Raw genomic sequence first — 23429 nt, forward strand, 5'->3', positions numbered from 1 at the left:
TTCCCGGCTCAGGGCTACCAGGGCGCAGTCGCGGGGAATACGACCGGCAGCGCGGCCAGGGCGCGGTGGAAAGGCCCTGGCCGCCATGTCAACTCGTGCACCGGCGCGGCGGGCCGCAGTTCCGGCAGCGCGTCCAGCAACTGGTCGACCGCGTCCTGCGCGATGAGGTAGGCCGGGTCGCGGGCCGGGCAGGCGTGCGGTCCGGCGCCCCAGGCCAGATGCGACCGATTGCCGCTGTGGTTGTCGCCGCTGATCGCCGGATCGTTGTTACAGGCGGCGAAACTGATGACCACCGGTTGGTGAGCGGGCAGCCACACGTCGCCGATCAGAATCGGCTGGCGCGGATAGGTGACCGAGAAATTGGCCATCGGCGGGTCGGTGAACAACACTTCGTCCAGCGCGTCGCGGGTGGACAGGCTTCCGCCGAGGACGTCGCCGCCGAACCGGTCGTCGGTGAGGATCAGCAGCAGGGTGTTGACGATCAGGTTCTGCAGCGGTTCGATGCCCGCGCCGTATAGCACGACGAGCTGGTGGATCACCTCGGCGTCGTCCAGGGCCGCCGGATGCCGCAGCAGTCGTGTGGTGATGTCCCGGCCGGGCTCGGCGCGCTTCAGTTCGATCAGACGCAGCAGCGCGGCGCCGAGCATGCGGTTGCCCTCCTCGGCGTTCACCCCGTCGAACACGGCGGCGGTCGCGGCGGCGACCTCCCGGCCGATCTCCGGCGGGCAGCCCAGCAGGGCGTTGACCACCTCGAACGCCAGTGGAAGGGCGTACTGCGACACCAGATCCGCGCTGCCTGCCGCACAGAAGGTGTTGATCAGCTCCGCCGCGGTCCGCTCCACCGTCTCGTGCAGGGCGTGCAGGTCGACGGCATTGATGCTCGCGGTGTTGGCCTGGCGGTAGCGGGCATGCGCCTCGCCCGTGGCGCGCATGGCGTTGGGACGCCACTCCAGCACCGGCAGCACGGGGCAGTCGGCGGGGACGTTCGCCTGCCAGGTGCGCGGGTCTGCGGGAAAGTGCTCCGGGTCGTGCATGATGCGCACGGCGGTGTGATAGTCCAGCACCAACGTCGCGGACACGCCCGGGGCCAGTTCGACCGGCGCCATCGAGCCGTAGCGGGCGCGCATGTCCCGGTAGGCGCGATGCGGATCGGCGGCGAATTGCGGGGAGTACAGCGATACGCGCTCGCCCCGGTGTTCGATGGGCGAACCATGGTGAGCGCCGGGCTGGTTCGTGGTCTGGTCGAGGTTTCGGGGCGTGGTCAACGCGTGACTCCCACAGTAGAAGCGTATTCAGCGAGCGCTGCGCCGCGTCGGCTCGACCGCGCACCGGATCGACACACAGGATGGTCGTGTAGGTAGAGTGCGGACATCGGTAGTAGCGACCCGCCTGCGGTGATGCGGCGACGTGCGCGCTCCCGAACCCCGCTGTGATGCTGGGCATTCGCTATCGGCATCAGGCCGGGCGGGCAGGTCCGATGCACGACGACGGAGCCGACGGCGCGCTCGCATCCCTGGAGGCACAAGCACTTCCAGGTGCAGACGCCTGGTGTATAACTTCCATCGGCCCGGTCGACCTCCACCGACAAGCGATAGCGAGACACGATGCACGGTTACCTGAATCAGGTGTCCCAAGGCACGACCCCCTCCGGCTATCCCACGCGCGAGCCCGAAACCCGCGCGGTCGAGCCGCCCCGCACCGCGGATCTCCTCGTCAGCGCGCTGTTGTGGTTCCTGCCCGCGACGCTGGCCGCGATGTCGACCGTTCTCGCGCCGTGGTTCCTGATGGCGGGCGGCATCTGCGCGTCCAAGCCGGAGTGCCGGGTGGACACCAGCGCGGGCGTCTGGATCATGGTCGGTGGCGGGATCGCCGGATTCGCTGTGGGCGTGCTGCTTTCGGGTATGGCGGCCCGGCAGGGGCGCGCGTTGTTCCCGGGAGCGCTCGTCGGTGCGGTGCTGGTTCTGCTGGCCTGGTTCGCCGCCTCGTTCCTCATGGGTTGAGCCGGGCAGTGCCGGAACGACTGTGGTCGAACAGGTTCCGGAACCGCGCTCGGCGAGGTCGGTGCGCGTCGTAGATGCCCTGATAGTGGGCCAGGGCGGTGGCGCGCACCCGTTCATCGGTCCAGTCCTCGAAGCGTCCGGGGGCGGCGCGCCGGATCGACCGCGAGATCTCCGGTGCCGAGCAACAGATCGGTCCCTGTCACGGGAAACTGGCGCGGGTGTACTATTCGCCGGGATCACACCACCGCGGGAGCTCGGGCACGGCCGGGCTGAGAGGGCGAAACTATACGCGTCGCCGACCGCATGAACCTGTCCGGGTAATGCCGGCGTAGGGAGCGTTTCCGTCATGTCGTCGACCCGCGCGAGCGCGCCGCAGGAAGCGCCGCTGACCCTCGACCAGCCGGCGCCGAAGGTGCTCTCGTTCTGGGACCAGAGCGCGTTCTGGGCCAATCTCGGCGTCAGCCTCATCGCGTTCTCCGGCGCGTACACGGTGCTCGCGCCGAACGCCCAGGGCGCCGCGCAGATCTCGATCGCGGCCGGAATCCTGGCGACCGTCCTCGGCACGCTGGTGGGCGGACTGATGCTGGGCGCCGCCGCGCTGACCGGCGCGCGCACCGGACAACCCGCGATGGTCCTGCTGCGCGGGTTGTTCGGCGCGAAGCTCAGTTACCTGCCCACCGTGCTGAACATCGCCCAGTTGATCGGTTGGGGAACGTTCGAGCTGATCGTCATCGGCGACGCGGCCGAGGAACTGTTCGGCGGCGGCCCGCAGTGGCTCTACGTGGTGGTGGCGGGCGCGCTCACGACGGTGCTCACGATCTGGCCGCTCGGTTCGGTCCGGTTGCTGCGCAGGTTCGTGACCGCCGGCGTAGTGCTCGCGCTGGTCTGGTTCTATGCGCAGTTCTTCCGCGCCGGTCTGCCCGATCTGCGAACGAACCCGGGACCTGAGGGAAACGGGCCTTTCGGCGTCGACTGGAACCTCTTCTGGATCGCCACCGATGCCGCCTTGGCGGTCTCCATCTCGTGGGTGCCGGTCGCCGCAGACTACACCCGGCATGCCCGCACCGGCCGCTCGGCGTTCGGCGCGGCGGCGGGCGCCTACGCGCTCACCCAGATCGTCGCCTACGTCCTCGGTCTGTTCGCGCTGGCGCTCGCGGCAGGCGACGGCGGACCGTACGCACCGTTTTTGCAGGTGAGCCTCGGGGCGTTGTTCTTCTTCGTCTTCGTGCTGCGGGAGGCGGACCAATCGTTCGCGAATGTGTACTCCACCGCCGTGTCGATCCAGAATCTCGCGCCGCGCGTCGACCGCCGGGTGCTCTCGATCGGCCTCGGCGCCCTGATCACGATTCTGGCGCTGCGGTTGGACATGGCGAACTACTTCGGCTTCCTCGGGCTGATCGGTTCGGTGTTCGTCCCCTTGCTCGGCGTGCTGGTCGCCGATTTCTTCCTGCGTGCCCACCGGGAGTGGAACACCGCACCCGACGCGCCCGCGCGATGGGGAATGGTGGTTGCGTGGCTGACCGGATTCGCTGTGTATCAACTGATCAACCCGGGCGACGCCGGGGTGTGGACGGAGTTCTGGGAGCACGCGCGGCGGGCTCTGCACTTCACCCCGCAGGCGTGGATGAGCGCGTCGCTGCTGTCGTTCTCGGCGGCGCTGGCGGTGGCGTGGCTGATCGGGAAGGTGGCGGCGAAGCCCCCCTCCGCGTAGCGGATTTGCCACCATGGAGGGATGGGCCGGATCAGGATCGGGACATCGGGTTGGGTATACCCGCCCTGGCGCGGGACGTTCTACCCGCAGGGCTTGGCGCACAAGCGCGAGCTGGCCTATCTGTCGGAGCGACTCGACAGCGTCGAGATCAACGGCTCCTTCTATTCGTTGCAGCGCCCGTCCAGCTACCAGCGGTGGGCGGAGCAGACGCCGGACGATTTCCTGTTCGCGGTGAAAGGCAGCCGCTTCATCACCCACATGAAGCGGCTGCGTGACGGTGACGACCTGCTGGCCAACTTCTTGGCGTCCGGCCCGCTGGCGCTCGGGCCCAAGCTCGGGCCGATTCTCTGGCAGCTGCCGCCGACCTTCCGCTTCGACGCCGACGTCCTGGACGCCTTCTTGTCCCGGCTGCCCCGCAGCACCGAGCAGGCCGCCGAGATCGCGCGGCGGCACGATCACCGCGTCGACCCCGCGCACACGAGCACCGACGCCGACCGGCCGATGCGGCATGCGCTGGAGATCCGGCACGACAGCTTCGTGACCCCGGCGTTCACCGACCTGCTCGCCCGCCACGGCGTGGCACTCGTCGTCGCCGACGCCGCGGGCAAGTATCCCCTGCTGGAAGAGGTCACCGCGGATTTCGTCTATATCCGTTTGCACGGCCACGACGAGCTCTACGTCAGCGGATACACCGACGAGGGCCTGGACATGTGGGCGGAGAAGATCCGCTCGTGGGCCGGGTCCTGCGACGTCTACACCTATTTCGACAACGACGCGAAGGTGCGGGCGCCGCGCGATGCGATGGCGTTGCGGGAACGCCTGGCGCCGGTCGTGACACCGCGGCCCGCGAAATGAGGACAGAAAGGTGGCGACAGTGCGGCAGGTCGCGGTCTGCGGGCCGAGGGAGTGCACGCGGCAGGAAGCGGAATGGGCGCGCGCGATCGGCGGACTCTTGGCGCGAGCTGGAGTGACCGTGCTCTGCGGCGGCGGTTCCGGGGTGATGGCCGCGGTCGCCGCCGGGACCGCCGAGGCCGGTGGGCTCGTGATCGGCGTGCGTCCGGACACCGACCGCGGCGCGGTGTGTCCCGGGTTGTCGGCGGTGCTGTTCACGAATATGGGTGAGGCGCGCAACGCGATCCTCGTCGAGTCGGCGGACGCGGTGATCGTCGTCGGCGGCTCGTGGGGCACGCTGTCGGAGGTCGCGCTCGCGCGGCGGCGCGGCGGGATTCCGGTGATCTCCTTGGGCGGCTGGGAAGTTCGCGACGTGAACGGTCGATCGGTGACCGCGACGGACGTCGCGGCCGACCCGGCCGACGCGGTGCGGCGGGCGCTGGATGGGGTCGCTGAGGCGGAGCCGATCTGACGTCGCCGGTCGGCTCTGGTCGCCGAGCGCACCGGCCACGACCTCGACACGGACATGTTCCCCCGGATCATGGCGGGGGCCGTCGCAGCGGCACTGTCCGTGGCCATCGACGGATGGGTCGACGCCTCCCCCCGTTCCCGCGCTACCGGTCATCCGCGAGGCGCTGCGGCAATTGTCCCTTCTCCCAGGAGCATTCCCGATGGACGTACCCACTCAGCAGACCCTCGCCGTCCCCGGCGCCACCCTCTACTACGAGTTGCGCGGTGCCGGTCCACTGCTGTTGCTGATTCCCGGCGGCAACGGCGACGCCGGAACCTTCGACGCCATCGCCGAACGTCTCGCCGACCGTTACACCGTGGTCTCCTACGACCGGCGCGGCTTCTCCCGCAGCCCCCTCGACGAGCCACCGCACGATCGCGTGGTCACCGACGGACTGGACGCCGCGGCGCTGCTCACGCACCTCACCGATCAGCCCGCCCACGTGCTGGGCAGCAGTTCGGGCGCGATCGTCGCCCTGGAACTGCTTCGCACCCGGCCCGAACTCGTGCGCACGCTCGTCGCGCACGAACCGCCGCTGGCCACCCTGTTGCCCGAGGGTGAGAAGTGGCTTGCCTTCCTGGACGGCGTCCACGAACGGAGCAAGACCGAAGGCACGTCCGCGGCCATGGCGGAATTCGCCGCGGGCATCGGCCTGCGGGTCGCGGCGCCGCCGGCCGAGCAGCTGCCGCCGGAAGCCGTCGCCATGGTGGGCAGGATCCAGCAGAACCTGGTCTTCTGGATGGAGCACGAGTTGCGTCAGTATCCGCGATACGCGCCGGACCTCACGGCATTGCGTGCGTCGTCGGACCGGCTCGTGCTCGGCATCGGTCGCGAATCGCGTGACACCTTCCCCGCCCTCCCGAACACCGTGCTCGCGAAGGAACTCGACCTCGACCTCGTCGAGTTCCCGGGTGACCACGTCGGCTACCTCAGCGCACCCGACGAGTTCGTCGCCCGGCTCGACGACATACTCACCCGCGACGACAGCTGACGGCAGGCTAAGCCGACTGCCGCAAAGGATGCAGGGCGGCCAGCGCCCGCAGGGCATCGGCGCGCGAAATGGGCTGGTCGTTCTCCAAGGCGGCCAGCTCCAGTTCGATCCAGTCGCGAATGAGCGCCGACATGGTGACGCCCCGCTGCTCGGCGGCCTTCTTGACCCGCTGGTGCAACTCCAGCGGGATGCGCAGCGACGTGGTGACGGTGACCGTGTCCTCGGCCCGCAGCGGCGGGGGCAGCTCGGCCGGGGCGACGGGTGCGTCGGTGTACTCCAAACCGGACAGGAAGTCCCGGACGGCCTCCGGGTTCGTCGGATAGTCAGTCATCGGCGTGCTCCCAACGCTCGAGTTCGGCCACCTGGGCCTCGGTCATCTCGACCGCGCCCAGAATGTCCCACTGCCAGCCTTCGGCGCGGCGGACAGCGACGATGAGCGGCCGGCCCGCCTCGGTCCGGCCCCACACCGTCAGGACCGCGAGCTCGTTCCGGCCGCGCGCCTGCCGAGGCCATCGGCGGGCGCCCATGAGCACCTGCAGCACTTCCCGCGGGTCGATCCCCGCCAGCGACAACAGTGCCCACTCAGGCCAGTTATAACCCACGATCAGCGATAATACAAGTGTATTGCGTGGACGCTCACCGTGCTGCGGCGCGGGACAGATTCCAGCTCTGCCAGGTGTCCTCGTCGAGGTCGGCGCGCAGCCGGCTCCGCAGGTCCGACCGCAGCGGCTCGGGAAGCCGATCGGTCGCGGGCAGAACGTCCGGCGAGAGGGTGCCCAGGTAGTCGATGTCCAGCGCCTTACCGCGCTGCCAGCGATCGATGTTCTGCTGCGCGATCAGCCGCTCCGGATCGAGAACGGCCAGCGCCAGCAGCGTCACCATGGCGGTGCCCAGCACGGCGCGGGGCAGCCACGCCCGGCGCAGCCGCAGGACGGCCACCAAGACCAGCAGGTAGACCGAGCCGAGCCACAGCTCGCAGGCTTCCACGAGCAGGCGCAGCACCGTGAAGCCGTAGGCCTGCTGGTAGGTCCACATCCGGCCGAGCGCGGAGGCGACGATGACCAGCGCCAGCCCGCTCACCGCCGTGAGCAGACCGCGCAACCACCACCGGTCGGCGACGGTGTCCTGAGCCGCCCAGCGCAGCACCACCATCAGCACCGCGAGGGTCAGCACGGTGACGGCCGACAGCTGCCAGAACCCGCTGCGCGCGTACTCGGCGTAGGTCAGGCCCGATGTCTCCTGGACGTAGTCGTCACCGCCGAAGAGCACCACGAACTGGGTCGCGACGAACGCCGCGAACAGGATCGCGAGCGCACCGACCGGCAGCGCCCATTCCGTCCGGCGCAACGTCCGTCCGCCCGCCGCCGCGGTGGCGGGCGGCGGCGGGCCCGCGAGCACGAACAGCGCGCCGAGCGCGCCGAGACAGCCCACCGCGAACAGTGCGGCCCAGCGCAGCACCGTCGGCACGTCCACAGCCGGGGTCACGGTCTCGAGCAACGCGGCGAACATCGCGTCGGCACTGCCGAGCAGCGGCACGAACACCGCGAGCAGCGCGACGGTCACCGCCACCGACAATCCGAGCCGCCACGCCTGTGTCGCGTTCCCGCCGCGCGGCCGGGCGATGCCCGCGTACGCCCACGGCACGGCCGCGGCCGTCTCCAGCCAGACCGCGAGGGTGTCGTAGAGGATGCCGTTGACCGTGCGGCGTCCGACGACCGCCAGCGAAGCGGCTACGCAGGCCGCGACCACGCACAGGGCGAACAGCCACCCCGCCGCGCGAACGGCCCCTACCGCGAGCAAAGCCAGTGTCAGCGCTGCCCACCACGGCCGTCCCCCGTATCGCTTCCAGCGCGGGGAATTGGTGTCCGCCTGCTGCTCTGGCATCGATTTCTTCTGGCCCCCAACATCTTTCGTCGTGGCCGCCACACGCTTGCGGGCATTGCGGTCGACGAGGAAGACCGACGTCGCCGCGACGCAGGCCGCCAGGAGCCAGCCGATGCCCGGCCGGTCCCAGTGGATCAGGACGGCGGCGGCCAGGCCGGAGACGAGCGCGGCGAGCGCCACGCCCGGCGGGCGGGCCACCCGGCGCCATTTCGGCGGACGGGGCACGAACACCGGCCCGGCCACCGGCGCAACGGCGGTCTGCGCGTCGGCCACCGCCGTCCCGAACTGTCCGAGTAGCGCGCGTACCGATGCCCGAGCTGCCGCCTCGCTGGAATCGGCGGCGGATTCACCCCGCGGGGGACGGCCCCTTCCCTCGGCCGCCCGGGTTGACACCGGGTCGGCCGTCGAGGCGGATTCGGGTTCTGGAGACATGGTTCACTCCTTCGATAGGCGTGCGTAATCACCCGGCTCCGCTCTGACGGTCCGGTGGGTTGTGTGACAGGTCAGCGGCCGGGCAGAACCACCCGGATGCGGGAGCCGGGATCGGCGACGGCGATGGTGCCGCCGTGCAGGTCGACCACCCAGCGGGAGATGGCGAGGCCGAGCCCGGTGCCACCGCCCGCCGTGCGACCGCCTCTGGTGAACCGGTCGAATACCCGGGCGCGTTCGGCGAGGGGAATGCCGGGGCCGTCGTCCTCGACGTCGATCACGACTTCGCCCTGCGACGCCCGCACCGCCAGGCGGACTTCTCCGCCAGCGGGCCCGTGGCGAGCGGCGTTGTCGAGCAGATTGAGCAGCACTTGGTGCAGGCGCGCGCGGTCGGCGAACACGCGGGCGGTGCCGGGCAGCACGTCGGTGCGGAAGCGCACACCGCGTCCGAGCGCGGCGGTCATCACTTCCGCTTCGGCGACGACATCGGCCAGCAACGGCGCGATCGGCAACTCCTCGCGATCGAGCCGCAAGGCGCCCGCTTCGATGCTGGACAGGTCGAGCAGTTCGGAGACCAGCAGGGCGAGCCGCTCGGTCTGGGCCAGCGCGGTGCGCAGGGTGGCCGGGTCCGGTTCGGAGACGCCGTCGACCAGGTTCTCCAGCACCGCGTTCAAAGCAGTGATGGGCGTGCGCAATTCGTGCGAGACGTTGGCGATGAGGTCACGGCGTTGCTGATCGGCCGCCGCCAGGTCGGCGGCCATCTGGTTGAACGCCTCGGCCAGTTGCCCGACTTCGTCGCGCGAGCTCGCGCGCACCCGCAGGGTGTAGTCGCCGTGGGCCATCCGCTTCGCCGCCGCGGTCATCTCACGCAGCGGCCTGGTGATGCCGTGGGCGAGGAACTGCGAGGTGACCAACGCGATCACCACCGCGGTGATCGTGGTGCGCGGCGGCAGCCAGCCGATCTTGAATCGGAAGAATCCGAACGCGACACCGCCGGAACACAACATGAGGACGGCGAGCTTCAGCTTGATCGACTTCACCGGGTCCAGTGGCCGCGGCAACAGCTCGGCGACCCGGTCGCTCACCCGCCGCAACCGAGGCCACCCGCCGGGGTCGGGACCGGCGCTCATCGCGCCTCCAGGGCGTATCCGACGCCGCGAACGGTGCGGATCAGGTCGGCGCCGAGTTTGCGGCGCAGCGCCTTGATGTGACTGTCCACCGCGCGGGTGCCCGCCGCGTCGGACCAGTCCCAGACGTCTTCCAGCAACCGCTCGCGGGCCAGTACCGTGCGCGGGCGACGGGCCAGCCGGGCCAGCAGATCGAATTCCAGTGGCGTGAGCAGCGCCTCGACGTCCGCACGCCAGACCCGGCGCTGGTCGACGTCGATGCGCAGGTCGCCGACCAGGATCGTCGCGCCGTCGCGGTCGGCCGCCCGCTCCATCCGGCGCAGCAGCGCGTGCACCCGGGCGGTGAGCACGCGCAGCGAAAACGGTTTGGTGAGATAGTCGTCCGCGCCGACGCCCAAGCCGACGAGCTGGTCGGTTTCGTCGGCGCGCGCGGTGAGCATGAGCACGGGCACCGGCCTGCGGGCCTGAATCCGGCGGCACACCTCCAACCCGTCGAACCCGGGCAGCATGACGTCGAGCACCACCAAGTCGGGGTCGACGGCCTCGGCGGCGATGACGGCCGACGGGCCGTCGTGCGCCAAGTCGACGGTGAATCCCTCCGCCCGCAGGCGCGCCGCGACGGACTCGGCGATGGTCATCTCGTCGTCCACCACCAGGATCCGCCGTGCCGCCTGCGGTGCGCTGTGTTCCATGCACCGAACCCTAGCCACCGGTTGTGGAGGAATCCGGCGTCGATTGTGGAGATTCCGTGTGCATCCGCGCGGGCGGGCGGACGTTCACGGCCGGGGCCACGGACGCTTGTCGATGCGCTCGATGTCGGTGTTGAACCGCTTCAGGAATCCGGCGAACGCGGCGACGTCCTCGGACGACCACTGCGCCAGCACGCTTTCCAGGGCCCGGACGTTGTAGGCGCGTTCGGCGTCGAGCTGACGCCCGCCCTCCGCGGTGAGGCGGAACTTGCGCGCCATGCCCCCGTCCGGGTCCGGGATGCGTTCGATCAGGCCGGCCGCCCGCATGGCGGTCGTCTGGCGGTGCAGCGTAGAGGTATCCAGCCCGAAGGCGTCGCTGAGTTCGCCCACGGACATCGGCCCCTGCACCCGCAGCCTGCTCAGCACCGTGTAGGCGCTGCGGTCGAGGTGGCCGCTGCCCCGGCGGGCCTTGGCGCTGAGGCTGTGCCGCCCCAGCAGCATGGTCTCGAACTCCACCGAAGATACGGGCTTGTCCACACAACGCTCCTGCCGATATTCGCCAGCTACGGGCTCATCTCCGCACCTATATCACACCCATACGGCCCGACCTGCTCATTTGCATAGTGCAATTCTTGTGCATAGTGCAATTCATATGTACTGTGCACATCGATTGAACAGAGAGGGAGATCCGCGTGACAGCACCATCGGCAGCTCGGTCCGAGGGCATCGTCGGCGTACTCGCGGCGGCGGGCATCGTCGCCGCCCTGATGCAAACCCTGGTGGTGCCGCTGATCGGGGACCTGCCCCGGCTCCTGGACACCACCGCGTCCAACGCCTCCTGGGTGATCACGGCGACACTGCTCGCCGGTGCGGTGGCCACGCCGATCACCGGCCGCCTCGGCGATCTCTACGGCAAGCGGCGGATGCTGCTCGCCTGCACCGTTCCGCTCATCGGCGGATCGCTGGTCTGCGCGCTCGCGAGCTCGGTCGTGCCGATGATCGCGGGCCGCGGCCTGCAGGGCATCGGCATGGGCGTCGTCCCGCTCGGCATCAGCGCGTTGCGGGACGTCCTGCCCACCGAACGGCTCGGCACGTCCATCGCGGTGATGAGCGCCTCGATGGGAATCGGTGGCGCGCTGGGGCTTCCGTTGGCCGCGGCGGTCGCCGAGAACGCCAGCTGGCGGGTGCTGTTCTGGGGCTCGGCCGTGCTGAGCGCGGGCGTGGCCACGCTGATCTGGCTGCTGGTGCCCGCCATCCCGGCGCGCGGCGGGGGTGGCTTCGACGTGCTCGGCGCCCTCGGTCTCGGTACGGCGCTGGTGTGCCTGTTGCTCGCGGTCTCCAAGGGCGCCGACTGGGGCTGGACGAGCGGAACCGTCCTCGGCCTGTTCGCGATCGCGGTCCTGGTGCTGCCGGCCTGGGGCTGGTGGGAACTGCGCACCGCGGATCCGCTGGTCGACCTGCGGGTGACCGCGCGCAAGCAGGTGCTGCTGACCAACGCCGCCTCGATCGTGGTCGGGTTCGCCATGTACGCGCAGTCGTTGATCGTGCCGCAATTGCTGCAACTGCCGGTGGTCACCGGATACGGCCTCGGACAGTCCATGCTGGCGATGGGATTGTGGATGGCGCCCGCCGGGCTGGTGATGATGGCGGTCTCCCCCCTCGGCGCCCGGCTTTCGGCCGCGCGCGGCCCGAAGGTGACGCTCATCGTGGGCAGCTTGGTGATCGCCCTCGGCTACGGATCATCGATCCTGCTGATGGGGTCGACCTGGGGTCTGCTCATCGTGACCTCCGTATGCAGCGGTGGCGTCGGCCTCGCCTACGGCTCGATGCCCGCCCTCATCATGAGCGCGGTCCCGCTGTCGGAGACCGCGTCGGCCGACAGCTTCAACACCCTGATGCGCTCGATCGGGACCACGGTCTCGGCCGCGGTCGTCGGCGTCGTCCTGGCGCAGATGAGCACGAGCCTCGGCGGGCACACCATCCCCACCGAGGCAGGTTTCCGCACCGGATTGCTGATCGGGTGCGGCGTCTCGGTACTCGCCGCGCTGGTCGCGCTGGCCATTCCGGTCCGCAAGCCCGCCGTTCCGCCGGTCGGCACCGCCGAACCGGAGCCCGCGGTCGCGCGCGCTTGAGCACCCTGCCGGGCCGGGCGGCAACCCGGCCCGGCGTCGGGTCAGGAGAACAGGCGGGCGACGAACGGCATGCTGTCGGACAGTGAGGCGGCCATGGTGGCGCTGTGGTCCTTGCCCGGATACACGTGCACGTCCGGCCGGACGCCGCGCGATTCGAGATCGGCGACGAGCTTCGCGGTCAGCGGGGCGGGGACGTCGGTGTCGTTGGTGCCCTGCCCGATGAACAGCGGCCGGTCGTACCCCGCGAGCGGGACATCCATGACCGGCCGGGCGGTGGCGACGAACTCACCGTCGGCGAGCGGACGGGAGAACAACTGGCCGACCGAGATGCCTCGCGCGCGATCGGCCAGCGCTTGGAAGCACAACGACTCCGCGGCGGTCGCCAATTGCTTGCCGACGGGGCTGAGGTAGCCGTCGAGATCGAAGGCGGGCCGAGCCGCCTTCAACCCGTTCATCACATACGCGATATAGGCGGTGAGGTGCGCGTTGCCGATCGGCGGCACCGCGGGCCCGAGCAACGAGGCAGCCTCCACGATGTTCGAGGCCGGGCCGGTGGCGACCGCGCCGCGATAGTCGAGCTCGGGTGCGTACCGCGTGGCCAGTGACGCGGTGAACACCGCCGCGCCACCGCCCTGTGACTGCCCGATCGCCACCCATTCCGACGACAGCGAATCATCGACCGCGCGGGCCGCGCGCACCATGTCGATCGCGGCGTGCGCCTCGGCACGCCCGTCCAGATAGGCGTGCGGGCCGGGCGTGCCCAGACCGATGTAGTCGGTCGCGACGACCGCGTAGCCCTGGCGCAGCCAGGTCGCCAGGTAGTCCAGATCGCGTTTGCTGCGGCCTGCGGTCGAGGGCGCGCAGTCGTCGGCGAGGCCGACCGTGCCGTGCTCCCACGACAGCACCGGCCAGCCACCGCTCGGCGGCGTGCCCGCGGGCACGAAGACCGCGCCGCCGGCCAGCGCAGGCCGGTCGTCGGAGGTCCTGGACCAATACGTGAGGCGGCGGGCCGTGCCGGCGCCCTCGATCCAGAGGTGTTCGGGCAGCGCCTCGTCGGTGGCGACCGTGCCCGGCGCTCCCGCACCGGGGTCGGCCACCACCGAACCCATCGACGGCCCAGCGAAAAGCAGTGCCGCCATGGTCACGGTTATTGCTGCACGTCGCACCGACATGGGCGCCACCTCTCGATTCCAGGCTTGGTGTCTCGATGAGACACTGTAACCGGACTTCGGTTGAAGTGTCACTTTGAGACATCAATCAGGGATATCGCGCAGAGAAACGGTGGGCATGACGGGCGTGAACGGTCCGCGCGAACGCGAAAAGGCGCGGGTGCGGCGGGAATTGGTCGACGCGGCCCTGCGGCTGTTCGAATCACATGGGTTCGAGCAGACCACCGTGCAGCAGATCGCCGACGCCGTGCGGGTCTCCCGGCGCACCTTCCACCGCCACTTTCCGTCGAAGCTCGCGGTGGTCTTCAGCCACGAGGAAGATCTGATGGCCCAGCTGCTCGCCGCCCTCGACCGGCGCCCGCCGAGCGAATCGGTGCTGACCGCGCTGCGTGCGGCCCTGCGCGACTTCTTGCTCGACGAACAGGACGCCCCGTCCCGCGAACGCCAGGCGGACACGGCGCGCAGAGCCAGGCAACTGCTGATCGGCAACCCGGAATTGCGCCGGGAGAACTTCATCGGGGCACTGGGCCGCCAGCGCGCGATGGCGCTGAACTTCGCCGCCCGCGCCGGACTGCCCGCCGATGATCTGCGGCCGCAGCTCACCGCCGCGGCCTGTTTCGCGGCGTTCGGCGTCGGCCTCGACCACTGGATGCTGGGCGCGGACCATTCGATCGCCGCCTTGCACCGCATCCTCGATCGCGCGGTGGCCTCGCTCCAGCAGGGCATCGACATCCCGCGCGCGAGCTGAGCACACCGAGATCGGCACAGCCCGCGCCGCAACCTGTTTCACCCGGTCGCATACCATCGCGAAGGTGATCACGGTGGCCACTTGGAACGTTCTGCATCGCGTCCACGCCGAGAACTGGTACGAGGACGTCGCCACCCGCTGGCCGGACGAGGGCGCGCGGATCGCCGCGGTCACCGCGCGGGTGGCCGAACGCACCGAGCGGATCATCGCGTTACAGGAGGTCAGCGGCGATCAATTGGCCAGCCTGCGGATGGCACTGCCGGACCGGACATTCCACGCGATGCGGTACCAGCGGCTGCCGACCCCACGGCGCGTGCCCAGCTCCCTGCTCGACGGCGGCGAGTACCTCGTCGTGCTCACCGCCGAACCGAGCCGGGAAGTCACCGCCGAATCCTTCACCCAGGATCGCGGCAAAGGCGCGCTCGTCGTCGACGCGGGCGGACTGACCGTGATCGCCACCCACGTGACCGGCGATCGGCGGCGCGCCGACCAACTCGCCCGCCTGGCCGAACTCGCCACCGGCGCACCGGCGAACGCCACCGTCCTGCTGGGCGATTTCAACACCGACCGCGCCTCCGTCGCCACCGGACTGGGCGACGACTTCGTGGTCGCCGAATGCGTCGCCGACGCACTGCCGACCCGCCCCCGGGTCTCGGGCACGAAGTCGCAGCACATCGATCACGTGGTCGTGCACGGCGCGACCGTCACGACGGCATCGGTCGACGACGTCGGCGGCGTCTCCGACCACAATCTCGTGCACGCGGGCGTCACGATGTGAGCGTCGCGCCGAACAGGTTCCCCACCCTGCGTCCACCGCAACCGGTGCGCGTACCCCTCATCCGCAGTGATTTCCTCAGAGCCATCCGGCGTTCGGGATCGTCGACGTCGGGTTCCGGGACCCGCGGCCCGGGAATGCCGCCGTCGATGGCGAAACTGCTTCAGAGCGCGCCGATTCGGCCGCCTACCCGTGGCCGAGCAGTTCGAGTCGCGGTCGGCGCAAGGGCCACCGATGCGTTCGAACCGGTGCTCGTCGCCGCTACGACAGTCGGTAGTATGAGCCGGTGCGTAATCCGACGGTAATGGCGGCGCGGGTGCGCGGCGCGTTCGTCGGATCCGCCGCCGGTGCGGTGAGCATCGCCGCGCACGCGCTCGGCGGCGGTGCGCTGTCTCCCGGCGCCGCCCCGGTCGCCCTCTTGCTCGCCTCGTGCGCGGCGGTGGGCGTACTGGTCGGCACGCGACCGCACCGGCACGGGCTCGGCCGGATCATGGCCGCGCTGGCGGTCGGGCAAGCCGTGACGCACGTCGCCTCCTCTCTGTCGGCCGCGCATCACCACGATGCGGGCACGACCCCGGCGATGCTCGGCACGCATCTGGCGGCCGTTCCGCTCGGCGCGGTGCTCATCCGCGCCGCCGAACAAGCTGTGCTGCGCGCGGTTTCCGACGTCCGCCATACGGTGCGAGTACTCGCCGACGGGCCTGGCGCGCCGGTCCGGATCAGCACACCCGCTTTCGGTCATGCCCTCCACCAGCCTCGGCGCCTCCTGCTCGGTTCCGGCTCCGGCCTGCGCGGCCCACCGCTGCCACACTGACGCTTTCCGCGCGCGACGAGCATCGCCTTTCGCGCTCGACGATCCGACGGCCACAGCTCGTGCTCCGGTCGCCACAGACCCCTGCGGCTCGGAGTCGGCGTAGCGGCGGTTCATTCGGCGACGCCGCTTCGATCCACCGCTGCGTCGCGTCGGGCCTGTCGCTGCGCCGCTCGACAGCGCTCGATGCCAGACCGACACCGGTACACCCGTGGATCGGTCGACGCCGAGAGCTGCCCCACGCCCTCGTCGCCGGGGACCACCCCGAACCATACGAACGTCTGGAGTTTCCATGCCTGCCATTACTTTCACTCCGCCGCGCGCCGCTCGCATCCTGCGCGGTGCGATCGCCGCCGCGGCGGTGCCCCTGCTGCTCACCGCGTGCTCGTCGGCCGACAAGAAGGAAGCCGCCACCTCGGCCGCTGCCGTGACCATCGCCGACCAGTGGGTCAAGGCCGCCGACGGCGGGATGTCGGCCGCGTTCGGCGACCTGATCAACAGCGGCGACACCCCGCGCACCGTCGTCTCGGCGACCAGTCCCGCCTCCGGCCGGATCGAATTGCACGAAGTGGTCGCCGACGCGAACGGGACGAAGGCGATGCGGCCCAAGCGCGGCGGGTTCGTCATCCCCGCGCACGGCCGCACCCGGTTGCGGCCCGGCGGTGACCACATCATGTTCATGGACCTGCGCGGACCGCTGCGCACGGGATCGGAGACGTCGGTCACCCTGACCTTCGAGGATGGCTCGACCACCACCTTCACCGCGCAGGTGCGCGACTTCTCCGGCAACCAGGAGAATTACGTGCCCGATCACGCGGGCGGCGAATCCCATGCCGGCGCGCAGACCCCCGCGCACGGTGGCTGAACGGAACCGACCGCGCCCCGCACGGATCAACCGGCGGCGTCTGCTGGGCGGCGGCGCCGCCGCGGCCGGCGTCGCCGGGATCGGGCTCGGCGCGACCGTCCTGCGGGAACCCGATGCGTCGCCCGGGGAGGCGACGGTGCCGTTCTACGGACCGCATCAGGCCGGCATCGATACCGTCCCGCAAGGACACGCGGCCTTCGTCGCCTTCGATCTGAAGCCGGGTGTCGGACGCGACGACCTCGTCGGACTGCTGAAGATCTGGACCGGCGACGCCGCCCGGCTCACCCAGGGCCTGCCCGCCCTCGCTGACACCGAACCCGAACTCGCGCAGCGCCCGGCGCGGCTCACCGTCACAGTCGGTTTCGGGCCTGCGGTCTTCCCCGCCGCCGGTCTCGAGCACCGCAGGCCGTCCTGGCTGCGGCCGCTGCCACCGTTCGTCATCGACCGGCTCGAATCCGCCTGGACCGGCGGCGACTTGCTGCTGCAGGTGTGCGCCGACGAGACGACCACCGTGTCGCATACGGTGCGCGTGCTGTCCCGCAGCGTGTCCTCGCTGGTCACCGTGCGCTGGGTGCAACGCGGCTTCCGGAATGCCGCGCCGGGCAGGACGCCGCGCAATCTGATGGGCCAGGTCGACGGCACGGTGAACCTCACACCGGGCACACCGGAGTTCGCCCGCCTGGTGTGGGACGACGGCGCCACCCAGCCGTGGCTGGACGGCGGCACCTCCTGCGTGCTCCGCCGGATCGCGATGACGCTGGACACCTGGGACCAGATCGACCGGGAGGAAAGGGAACTCACCATCGGACGCACCATCGCCCACGGTGCGCCGCTGACCGGAACCGACGAGTTCGACGAGCCGGATTTCACGGCCGTCGACGCCCACGGCATCCCCGTCATCCCACCGTCGTCGCACATCGCTCGCGCTCATCACACGCACGACGGCGAGCGTTTCCTGCGACGCGGCTACAACTACGACGACACGCCCACGCCGGGCGGGATCTCCAACTCCGGTCTGCTGTTCACCGCCTATCAGCGTGACGTGGACACCCAATTCCTTCCGGTGCAGCGCCGGTTGGCGGAGTTCGACGCGCTCAATGTGTGGACTACGCCGATCGGTTCCGCGGTATTCGCGATCCCGCCCGGTGTCGCGACACCGGGCGGCTATCTCGGGCAACCGCTGTTCGAGGCGTGAGACGTGTTCGGCGCGCCGGGCGCCGGACACCTCACCACAGAGCGGCGACGAAGACGTTGACAATCGCCAGCACGCCCGCCGCATCGGTCAGCCACGGAACCGGCTTGCCGCGCTTCTCGTCGGCGTGCCCGATCTCGGCGAACGCGGCCACCGCGATCGCCACGATCAGCTTCACGCCGATCTTCACCATGTTCGGATCCTTGCCCAGCGCATCGATCGACTCGGCCATCCCGACCAGAATCAATCCCGTGACCACCTGCAACCGTGCGCCCCAGACCATGACCTCCGAGACCCGGGGCCGCCCCGCCGGGTAACCACCCACCACGGCGGCCATTCCGAGCAGATGCGCGACGACTACGACGTTGTAGGCCAACTCCGACACACTCACGTTCCAACTCCCCATCCTTCGGGGCGACAGCCCACGGTCGTGCCCCGAGATATTCGGACACGCCACTGTCGCACACCTCGGTGACGGTGGCCGACGTACGCCCCGTGCCGTTGTGCCGTGGGCCGCCCCAACCCCTGCCGCGTTGCCGCATGGCCGGCGGCCTCGGACCGACCGCGCGGTCGAGTTCGGCGATCAGCTGATCTCGACCTGCGCGCCGTCGGTGAAACTGTGGCCCTTGGAGGTACAGGCCACTCCGGCGCCCCTGGGGAGTCCGCCGATGCAGGTCACGCCCGCGTAGCTGATACGGGTGCCCTGATAGACCGTCCCCTCGGGACGCGGGACGTCGGTGATCCACCGGCTACCCGGACGACCGTGCGGGCCGCCCAGTCCGAACGTCGGATGCGCGGGCAGGAATGGGACATCGATAGCGACGTCGGAGATCGGGACGATGCCCCACAGTGTGCGTCCGGGCGGAAGGTCGCATCCCACATCGCCGTTCGGGTGGATCGCGCAAGTGGTCGACCCGAGCCACCCGGAGAAGTACACCGTGTCGCCGACCATGAAGTCCGCCGGGTCGGCCTGAATCAGATTGGGATTGTTCATATCCGGCGCAGCGGCGGCCACTGTGGTCCCGGTCATTGTGACTCCGACGGCGGCGACGACCGCGCCTAGGCAGATACGTGCGTTCATGATCGCGACCTTACGACGAACGGCAATCCGGGTCGGGCAAGGCACTCGCTCGCTCTGAGAAGACGAGAGAATCCGCCAGGTCGCCACCGCACCCCGGCCATCGCCGAGACCAGGGATTGCCATCGGAGCTATCGGTTCGGCACAGGCATGTGCGGATCCGACCAATACGCGGGATCCCGGCCGTAGTTCGGTGTCCGATAGGCCACGTCCCATGCCGCGCCGGGCGCGAGCAGTTCACGCCAGGGAGCGACTTCGACGTAGAGCACGCGCATCGCGTTGAGGGCCGCGAAGTGCAGGGCGGGCCCGTCGGTGGTGACCGCGTCCTCGGCCACGGCCACTTCGAAGTTGCGTTCCAGCGCCGCGCGGACGGTCGCTTCCACGCAGACGTTGGTCTGCAAACCGGCGACGACGAGCCGGCGGATGTTCATGCTGCGCAGGATCGGGTCGAGTTCGGTGTACGCGAAGAAGCTGTGCCGGGTCTTGTCGAGGACAAGGTCATCAGGCTGCGGAGCCACGGCGTCGATGATCTGCGACCGCCAGTGCCGGTCTTCGGCGGTCAGCTTCGGCACCAACGCGGCACGGGAACGCCTGTGCCGGGCGGACCGCGGGTTGAGGGCCAACATCTTCGCCGTGCTGGGTATCTGCCGTGAGTAGACCACCGGCAGGTGCGCCGTGCGGGCGGCTTCGGCCAGATCGCGGCACTCGGCCACAATCTGGTCGAGCCGCCAGATCGGGGGCCACCCCAGCGCGTCACGCACGTCTTGGACGAGGTAGCTGTTCTGCAGATCGATCAGCAACAGCGCGGTATCGGACATCGGTTCCCCCAACTGACAGCACGATCGGTTCTCGGCCAGCACAGCGTAGGACCTCCCCGACCGCGTGCGCGGCCGTTTGCCGCGCTGCCGAGCCACCACACCGATCCCGTGGCGGCCGATCCCCGTCGACCACACGGCGCTCACCGCGGCTCGACAGTCCCCTCGGTGCGCACGCCGTGCGGGCGTGGACCGATTTCGTGGTGCGCTTCACAAGACCCCCGCGGCACTTATTGGACATCGGCCCAGATTTACCGGAATTCCGAATAGTGGCTTTCGTCACCTCGATATGGTCACCACCGATCATCTTTCGGACTTCGGGCGGCAGGGGGCCACGATGTCGGACGCAGAATTCGCCCTGACGGCATACGATCGTCGCGACTTCCTCAAATACGCGGTGGGTTTCGCGGCAGGCGCGGGTATGGGTTCGGCGCTGCGCCCCGCTGTCGCGGTGGCCCAGCCCACCGGTCCGATCGACGTATTCGTGCTGGACACCATCCGCGCGGTGTGCGTGATGGTGTTCCCTGGCCCCGACGAGTGGTCACGCGTGCAGGGCACACCGCGGCCGGGGCCGGGACCGATCGAGGCAGGCGGCGGCGAGTTCATGGTGGAACTGTTCGATCGCTATCTGGCCGCGGGCGACCAGCTGACCAGGCCGCTGGCCTCGGCGCTCGCGGCGGGAATGAACGATCTGGGTATTCCCGCGCCGCTGCTGCTGGGCGTGTCCGCAGAACAGGGCCGAACCCTCGACCAGGCGCTCGGGTACGCCTATTCCGACCGGGTCCTGCCGTTGTCGGTGCTGGTCGCGCTCGTCCTGACCTTCGGTGCGCTGCTCATCGCGCCCGGAACCGTGATCGGGCCGCTCGGCTCTCCGTTCGCGCGATTGACCCTGCGCGACAAGTGCCGGGTGATCGAACTGATCGAACGGCCGCTGCCGGAGTTGGTCTCGCTCATCGACGGCGGCTTGCCGGGACCGTTGCGTGGCTCGGGTACCGGATTCCTCCGTTTCGCGGGCGGCATCCTGCTGGAGGGCACGGCTTTCGGCGTCCACTCGGAGTTGTCGATGTTCGACCCGGTGACGCGCACCGTCGCGCGGCGACCGCCGTCGTGGGAGCTCACCGGATACCGCCCGGGCGGATTGGTCGAAGGTCATCCGGAGCTGATCGGCTACTACCAGGGCCGCACGGAGGTGCCCGCGTATGCGTGATGTCATCGTGATCGGCGCCGGCGGAGGTGGTCCCGTCGTCGCCGCGGAGCTGGCCGGGCGCGGGCTGGACGTGCTGATGCTGGAGGCAGGGCCGCGGCACGCGGCACCGCGGGAGGAGTGGTCGCACGCGGAGAACGACGCGAACAATCCCAACGACGGCTTTCTGCGGTTCGGACCACAGGATCGCCGCAAACCGGCCTGGTTCCGGGAGTGGGCGAACAATATCTTCGTGTGGGAACTGTCCGGCGTCGGGGGCACCACCGCGCACTATTTCGGCAATTGTCCGCGACCTTTCCCCGGCGTGTTCCAGGGATATTCGGGCCCCGACGCCGCCGCCTACGATCGTCAGCACGAATTCCCTTTCAGCTTCGCGGAGTTCGTGCCGTACTTGGAGTGGGTGGAGGCAACGCTGCCCGTGCAGACGGCGGCGATGGGAACCAAGGAGAGCATCACGTTCCGTGGTTGCGAGAACGTCGGCCTTCCGGTGCAGACCTCGCGCACGACCACCGAGGCATCCTTCCGGCCGCAGCAGAACGCCATTCTGCAACCGGGCGGATACGCCGGGCGCAGCGACCGCACCGAGTTGCTGACCTACCCGGCCGCCACCGGCTGCACCTTCTGCGGGCACTGCTTCCAAGGCTGCTACGAGCCCGTCCACGCCCCGCGCAACCTGTTCGCCAAACGCTCGACCGACAACAGCTATGTGCCGCTGGGGTTGGCCGCCGATGCGGTCCGGCCCGGCGGCAGGCCGGTCGAATTACGCGCCGACTCGTTCGTGCGGTCGATCAACTGGGAGGAGCGCGGCGGCGAGGTGGTGGCGACCGGCGTCAGCTGGCGCGAGAACGGCACCGGCGCGGAATTCACCGAGGACGCGCACGTGGTGGTGCTGGCAGGCGGAACGACCCAGAGCCCGCGGCTGTGGCTCAACAGCGGGCTGCCCAACCCCAACGACTGGGTGGGACGCGGGCACACCGACCACTTCCTCGACTGGGTCATCGGCAGTTTCGACGACTACACCGGCAACTCCAAGGGAGCCAACTCCTCGGCCCGCATCGACTTTCCCGGGCGCGGCGGCATCGAGAACGTCGGCCTGACCCCCGCGATCCAGGCGTTCACGATGTGCCTGTCCGACAGCGGGATCAGAGGTGTGTACGACAACGGCCGCGGTCCGTCCGGCCCCTGGGACGGGCCCGCGGGCCGCATCGTCGGCGAGGAACTGATCGAATTGCTGACCGACGGCATCGACCATCTGCTCAACTTCCTCGTGCTCACCGATGACCACGTCGAGCCACGCAACCGGATCACCCTGTCGCTGTTTCCCGCCGACGAGAACGGCGCGCCCGCCAAGATCGACGTGGCACGGCGGCAGCGCAAGCCGCAGACCATCGCGAACCGGGAGTTCATGGCCGCGCGGGCGGCCGAGATCATGCGCGCGGCCGGCGCCAGGAAGGTGTATCGGATGGACTGGGCGCCGCTGCTGCTCCACGTGCACTCCTCGATGCGGATGGGCGCTTCCCCGACCGACTCCGTGCTCGACCCCGACGGGCAGGCGCGCTGGGTCAAGCGGCTGTTCGTCGCCGACAACTCCGCGCTGCCCAATTCCCTCGGCGGCCCCAATCCGACCTTGTCGTGCCAGGCGCTCGCCACTCGGACCGCCGAGAAGATCTTCAGCGCCTACTTCGGCGGGGACACCTGGGTCGACAAGGAGTCGCCGGTGGTGACCACCGACCCTCGTATCACGGCCCGCATGGACCGACTGGGGTTGTGAGAGCCGTCCTCAGTTGATGTCGATCGTGCCGTCGAACACCGCCGGGGTCGGGCCCGGCTGGCAGTCCCGGAACGTGTTCGTCGGCATGGGCGCGCCGTAGCCGATCATGTTCGGCGCACCGTTCCGGCCCTTCGTGACGGTGACCTGGATCGCCATCTCATCCGGCGCGAACAGCATGACCGGCTGCGAGGTCGTGATCGGGTAGACCAGGGACACCGTGTCGCCGACGACCCGCAGGCAGGTGACGGGGCCGGTGACCTTCAGCGGTAGCGGGGCGTTGCCGAACTGCCCGGTAGCGGCATAAGTGCCGGTCGCGGGACCGTCGCCCTGCGCCTGCGCCTCGACGTGCAGCACGCTGAGGCCCATCACCTGCATATTGCCGTTGATCGAGACACTGGCCGGCGCTGCCGCCGCCGGTCCGGCCGCCATAACCGCCGCCGCCCCGGCCAGCGCCACGCACGCGGCGATGCGAGTCGGTCCAGTCATTCATCCCACCTCCTACGGTCGTCGGACATGCCCGCCGATTACCCGATACGGGAGCGCTCACGCCAGACTGATCAGGACTTCCGCACGGTCCGCCCGTTCGATACCGCGCGCCGGCCGTCAGGCACCGGTGCGCGCCGCTAGGCGGCACCC

25 protein-coding genes and 1 riboswitch are annotated in these 23429 nt (G+C 69.8%); of the genes, 13 read left to right on the plus strand and 12 right to left on the minus strand.

Going from position 1 to position 23429, the window contains the following annotated elements:
* Positions 1-14 precede the first annotated feature (14 nt).
* Positions 15-1265, minus strand: a complete 1251-nt coding sequence (locus QMG86_RS16775; RefSeq protein WP_281880666.1) for a cytochrome P450 — start codon at positions 1263-1265, stop codon at positions 15-17.
* Between the two features lie 339 nt (positions 1266-1604).
* Between QMG86_RS16775 and QMG86_RS16780 the strand changes: the two genes are divergently transcribed.
* The 5 genes from QMG86_RS16780 to QMG86_RS16800 all read left to right on the plus strand — a co-directional run bounded on the left by QMG86_RS16780 (position 1605) and on the right by QMG86_RS16800 (position 6104).
* Positions 1605-2000: a hypothetical protein gene (locus tag QMG86_RS16780; protein ID WP_281880667.1), complete on the plus strand. Its 396-nt coding sequence runs from the start codon at positions 1605-1607 to the stop codon at positions 1998-2000.
* 236 nt (positions 2001-2236) lie between these two features.
* Positions 2237-2353: riboswitch (TPP riboswitch) on the plus strand.
* Positions 2347-3711, plus strand: coding sequence for a purine-cytosine permease family protein (locus QMG86_RS16785; RefSeq protein ID WP_281880668.1), 1365 nt, complete (start codon positions 2347-2349; stop codon positions 3709-3711). (Overlaps the previous riboswitch by 7 nt.)
* Positions 3712-3732: 21 nt before the next feature.
* A complete protein-coding gene (locus tag QMG86_RS16790; protein WP_281880669.1) occupies positions 3733-4566 on the plus strand; it encodes a DUF72 domain-containing protein in 834 nt (277 codons plus the stop codon).
* 10 nt (positions 4567-4576) lie between these two features.
* The gene (locus QMG86_RS16795; RefSeq protein WP_281880671.1) at positions 4577-5074 is read left to right on the plus strand and encodes an SLOG cluster 4 domain-containing protein; all 498 of its coding nucleotides are present in this window, start codon (positions 4577-4579) and stop codon (positions 5072-5074) included.
* 199 nt (positions 5075-5273) lie between these two features.
* Positions 5274-6104 carry an alpha/beta hydrolase gene (locus QMG86_RS16800; RefSeq protein WP_281880673.1) on the plus strand — a complete coding sequence of 277 codons (831 nt, stop codon included), beginning with the start codon at positions 5274-5276 and terminating at the stop codon, positions 6102-6104.
* A 7-nt stretch (positions 6105-6111) separates the two neighbouring features.
* Here QMG86_RS16800 and QMG86_RS16805 read toward each other — a convergent pair whose 3' ends face one another.
* The 6 genes from QMG86_RS16805 to QMG86_RS16830 all read right to left on the minus strand — a co-directional run bounded on the left by QMG86_RS16805 (position 6112) and on the right by QMG86_RS16830 (position 10770).
* Complete coding sequence (locus QMG86_RS16805) at positions 6112-6435, minus strand: ribbon-helix-helix domain-containing protein (protein WP_063022683.1); 324 nt, start codon at positions 6433-6435, stop codon at positions 6112-6114.
* Positions 6428-6706, minus strand: coding sequence for a hypothetical protein (locus QMG86_RS16810; RefSeq protein ID WP_159846910.1), 279 nt, complete (start codon positions 6704-6706; stop codon positions 6428-6430). The genes QMG86_RS16805 and QMG86_RS16810 overlap by 8 nt, the downstream gene beginning before the upstream one ends.
* A gap of 34 nt (positions 6707-6740) precedes the next feature.
* Complete coding sequence (locus tag QMG86_RS16815; protein ID WP_281880674.1) at positions 6741-8420, minus strand: DUF4153 domain-containing protein; 1680 nt, start codon at positions 8418-8420, stop codon at positions 6741-6743.
* Positions 8421-8491: 71 nt separating this feature from the next.
* Positions 8492-9547: a HAMP domain-containing sensor histidine kinase gene (locus QMG86_RS16820; RefSeq protein ID WP_281880675.1), complete on the minus strand. Its 1056-nt coding sequence runs from the start codon at positions 9545-9547 to the stop codon at positions 8492-8494.
* Positions 9544-10236: a response regulator transcription factor gene (locus tag QMG86_RS16825; RefSeq protein WP_281880676.1), complete on the minus strand. Its 693-nt coding sequence runs from the start codon at positions 10234-10236 to the stop codon at positions 9544-9546. The genes QMG86_RS16820 and QMG86_RS16825 overlap by 4 nt, the downstream gene beginning before the upstream one ends.
* A gap of 84 nt (positions 10237-10320) precedes the next feature.
* Positions 10321-10770 carry a MarR family winged helix-turn-helix transcriptional regulator gene (locus QMG86_RS16830; protein ID WP_281880678.1) on the minus strand — a complete coding sequence of 150 codons (450 nt, stop codon included), beginning with the start codon at positions 10768-10770 and terminating at the stop codon, positions 10321-10323.
* 155 nt (positions 10771-10925) lie between these two features.
* Between QMG86_RS16830 and QMG86_RS16835 the strand changes: the two genes are divergently transcribed.
* On the plus strand, positions 10926-12365 hold the full coding sequence (locus QMG86_RS16835; protein WP_281880680.1) for an MFS transporter: 1440 nt from the start codon (positions 10926-10928) through the stop codon (positions 12363-12365).
* Between the two features lie 41 nt (positions 12366-12406).
* Here the strand turns inward: QMG86_RS16835 and QMG86_RS16840 are convergent, their stop codons facing one another.
* Positions 12407-13537, minus strand: coding sequence for a lipase family protein (locus QMG86_RS16840; protein ID WP_281880681.1), 1131 nt, complete (start codon positions 13535-13537; stop codon positions 12407-12409).
* Between the two features lie 115 nt (positions 13538-13652).
* Between QMG86_RS16840 and QMG86_RS16845 the strand changes: the two genes are divergently transcribed.
* The 5 genes from QMG86_RS16845 to QMG86_RS16865 all read left to right on the plus strand — a co-directional run bounded on the left by QMG86_RS16845 (position 13653) and on the right by QMG86_RS16865 (position 17928).
* The gene (locus QMG86_RS16845; protein WP_281880682.1) at positions 13653-14282 is read left to right on the plus strand and encodes a TetR/AcrR family transcriptional regulator; all 630 of its coding nucleotides are present in this window, start codon (positions 13653-13655) and stop codon (positions 14280-14282) included.
* 73 nt (positions 14283-14355) lie between these two features.
* Positions 14356-15060, plus strand: coding sequence for an endonuclease/exonuclease/phosphatase family protein (locus QMG86_RS16850; RefSeq protein WP_281880683.1), 705 nt, complete (start codon positions 14356-14358; stop codon positions 15058-15060).
* A 283-nt stretch (positions 15061-15343) separates the two neighbouring features.
* A complete protein-coding gene (locus tag QMG86_RS16855) occupies positions 15344-15871 on the plus strand; it encodes a hypothetical protein (RefSeq protein WP_281880685.1) in 528 nt (175 codons plus the stop codon).
* Positions 15872-16160: 289 nt separating this feature from the next.
* Positions 16161-16733: a copper chaperone PCu(A)C gene (locus tag QMG86_RS16860; RefSeq protein ID WP_281880686.1), complete on the plus strand. Its 573-nt coding sequence runs from the start codon at positions 16161-16163 to the stop codon at positions 16731-16733.
* A complete protein-coding gene (locus tag QMG86_RS16865) occupies positions 16699-17928 on the plus strand; it encodes a Dyp-type peroxidase (protein WP_281880688.1) in 1230 nt (409 codons plus the stop codon). Before QMG86_RS16860 ends, QMG86_RS16865 begins: the two co-directional genes overlap by 35 nt.
* A gap of 31 nt (positions 17929-17959) precedes the next feature.
* Here the strand turns inward: QMG86_RS16865 and QMG86_RS16870 are convergent, their stop codons facing one another.
* The 3 genes from QMG86_RS16870 to QMG86_RS16880 form a co-directional block, all read right to left on the minus strand.
* On the minus strand, positions 17960-18262 hold the full coding sequence (locus QMG86_RS16870; RefSeq protein WP_281880994.1) for a hypothetical protein: 303 nt from the start codon (positions 18260-18262) through the stop codon (positions 17960-17962).
* Positions 18263-18508: 246 nt separating this feature from the next.
* Positions 18509-18955 carry a hypothetical protein gene (locus tag QMG86_RS16875; protein WP_281880690.1) on the minus strand — a complete coding sequence of 149 codons (447 nt, stop codon included), beginning with the start codon at positions 18953-18955 and terminating at the stop codon, positions 18509-18511.
* Positions 18956-19134: 179 nt separating this feature from the next.
* A complete protein-coding gene (locus tag QMG86_RS16880) occupies positions 19135-19821 on the minus strand; it encodes a cysteine hydrolase family protein (RefSeq protein ID WP_281880692.1) in 687 nt (228 codons plus the stop codon).
* Between the two features lie 334 nt (positions 19822-20155).
* Between QMG86_RS16880 and QMG86_RS16885 the strand changes: the two genes are divergently transcribed.
* On the plus strand, positions 20156-21025 hold the full coding sequence (locus QMG86_RS16885) for a hypothetical protein (RefSeq protein ID WP_281873164.1): 870 nt from the start codon (positions 20156-20158) through the stop codon (positions 21023-21025).
* Positions 21018-22793, plus strand: coding sequence for a GMC oxidoreductase (locus tag QMG86_RS16890; RefSeq protein WP_281873169.1), 1776 nt, complete (start codon positions 21018-21020; stop codon positions 22791-22793). Before QMG86_RS16885 ends, QMG86_RS16890 begins: the two co-directional genes overlap by 8 nt.
* Before the next feature lie 9 nt (positions 22794-22802).
* On the opposite strand, the gene QMG86_RS16895 is transcribed toward QMG86_RS16890, so the two are convergent.
* Positions 22803-23279, minus strand: coding sequence for a hypothetical protein (locus QMG86_RS16895; RefSeq protein ID WP_281873172.1), 477 nt, complete (start codon positions 23277-23279; stop codon positions 22803-22805).
* Positions 23280-23429 lie beyond the last annotated feature (150 nt).

The sequence above is a fragment of the Nocardia sputorum genome (assembly GCF_027924405.1).
GTDB lineage: Bacteria > Actinomycetota > Actinomycetes > Mycobacteriales > Mycobacteriaceae > Nocardia > Nocardia sputorum.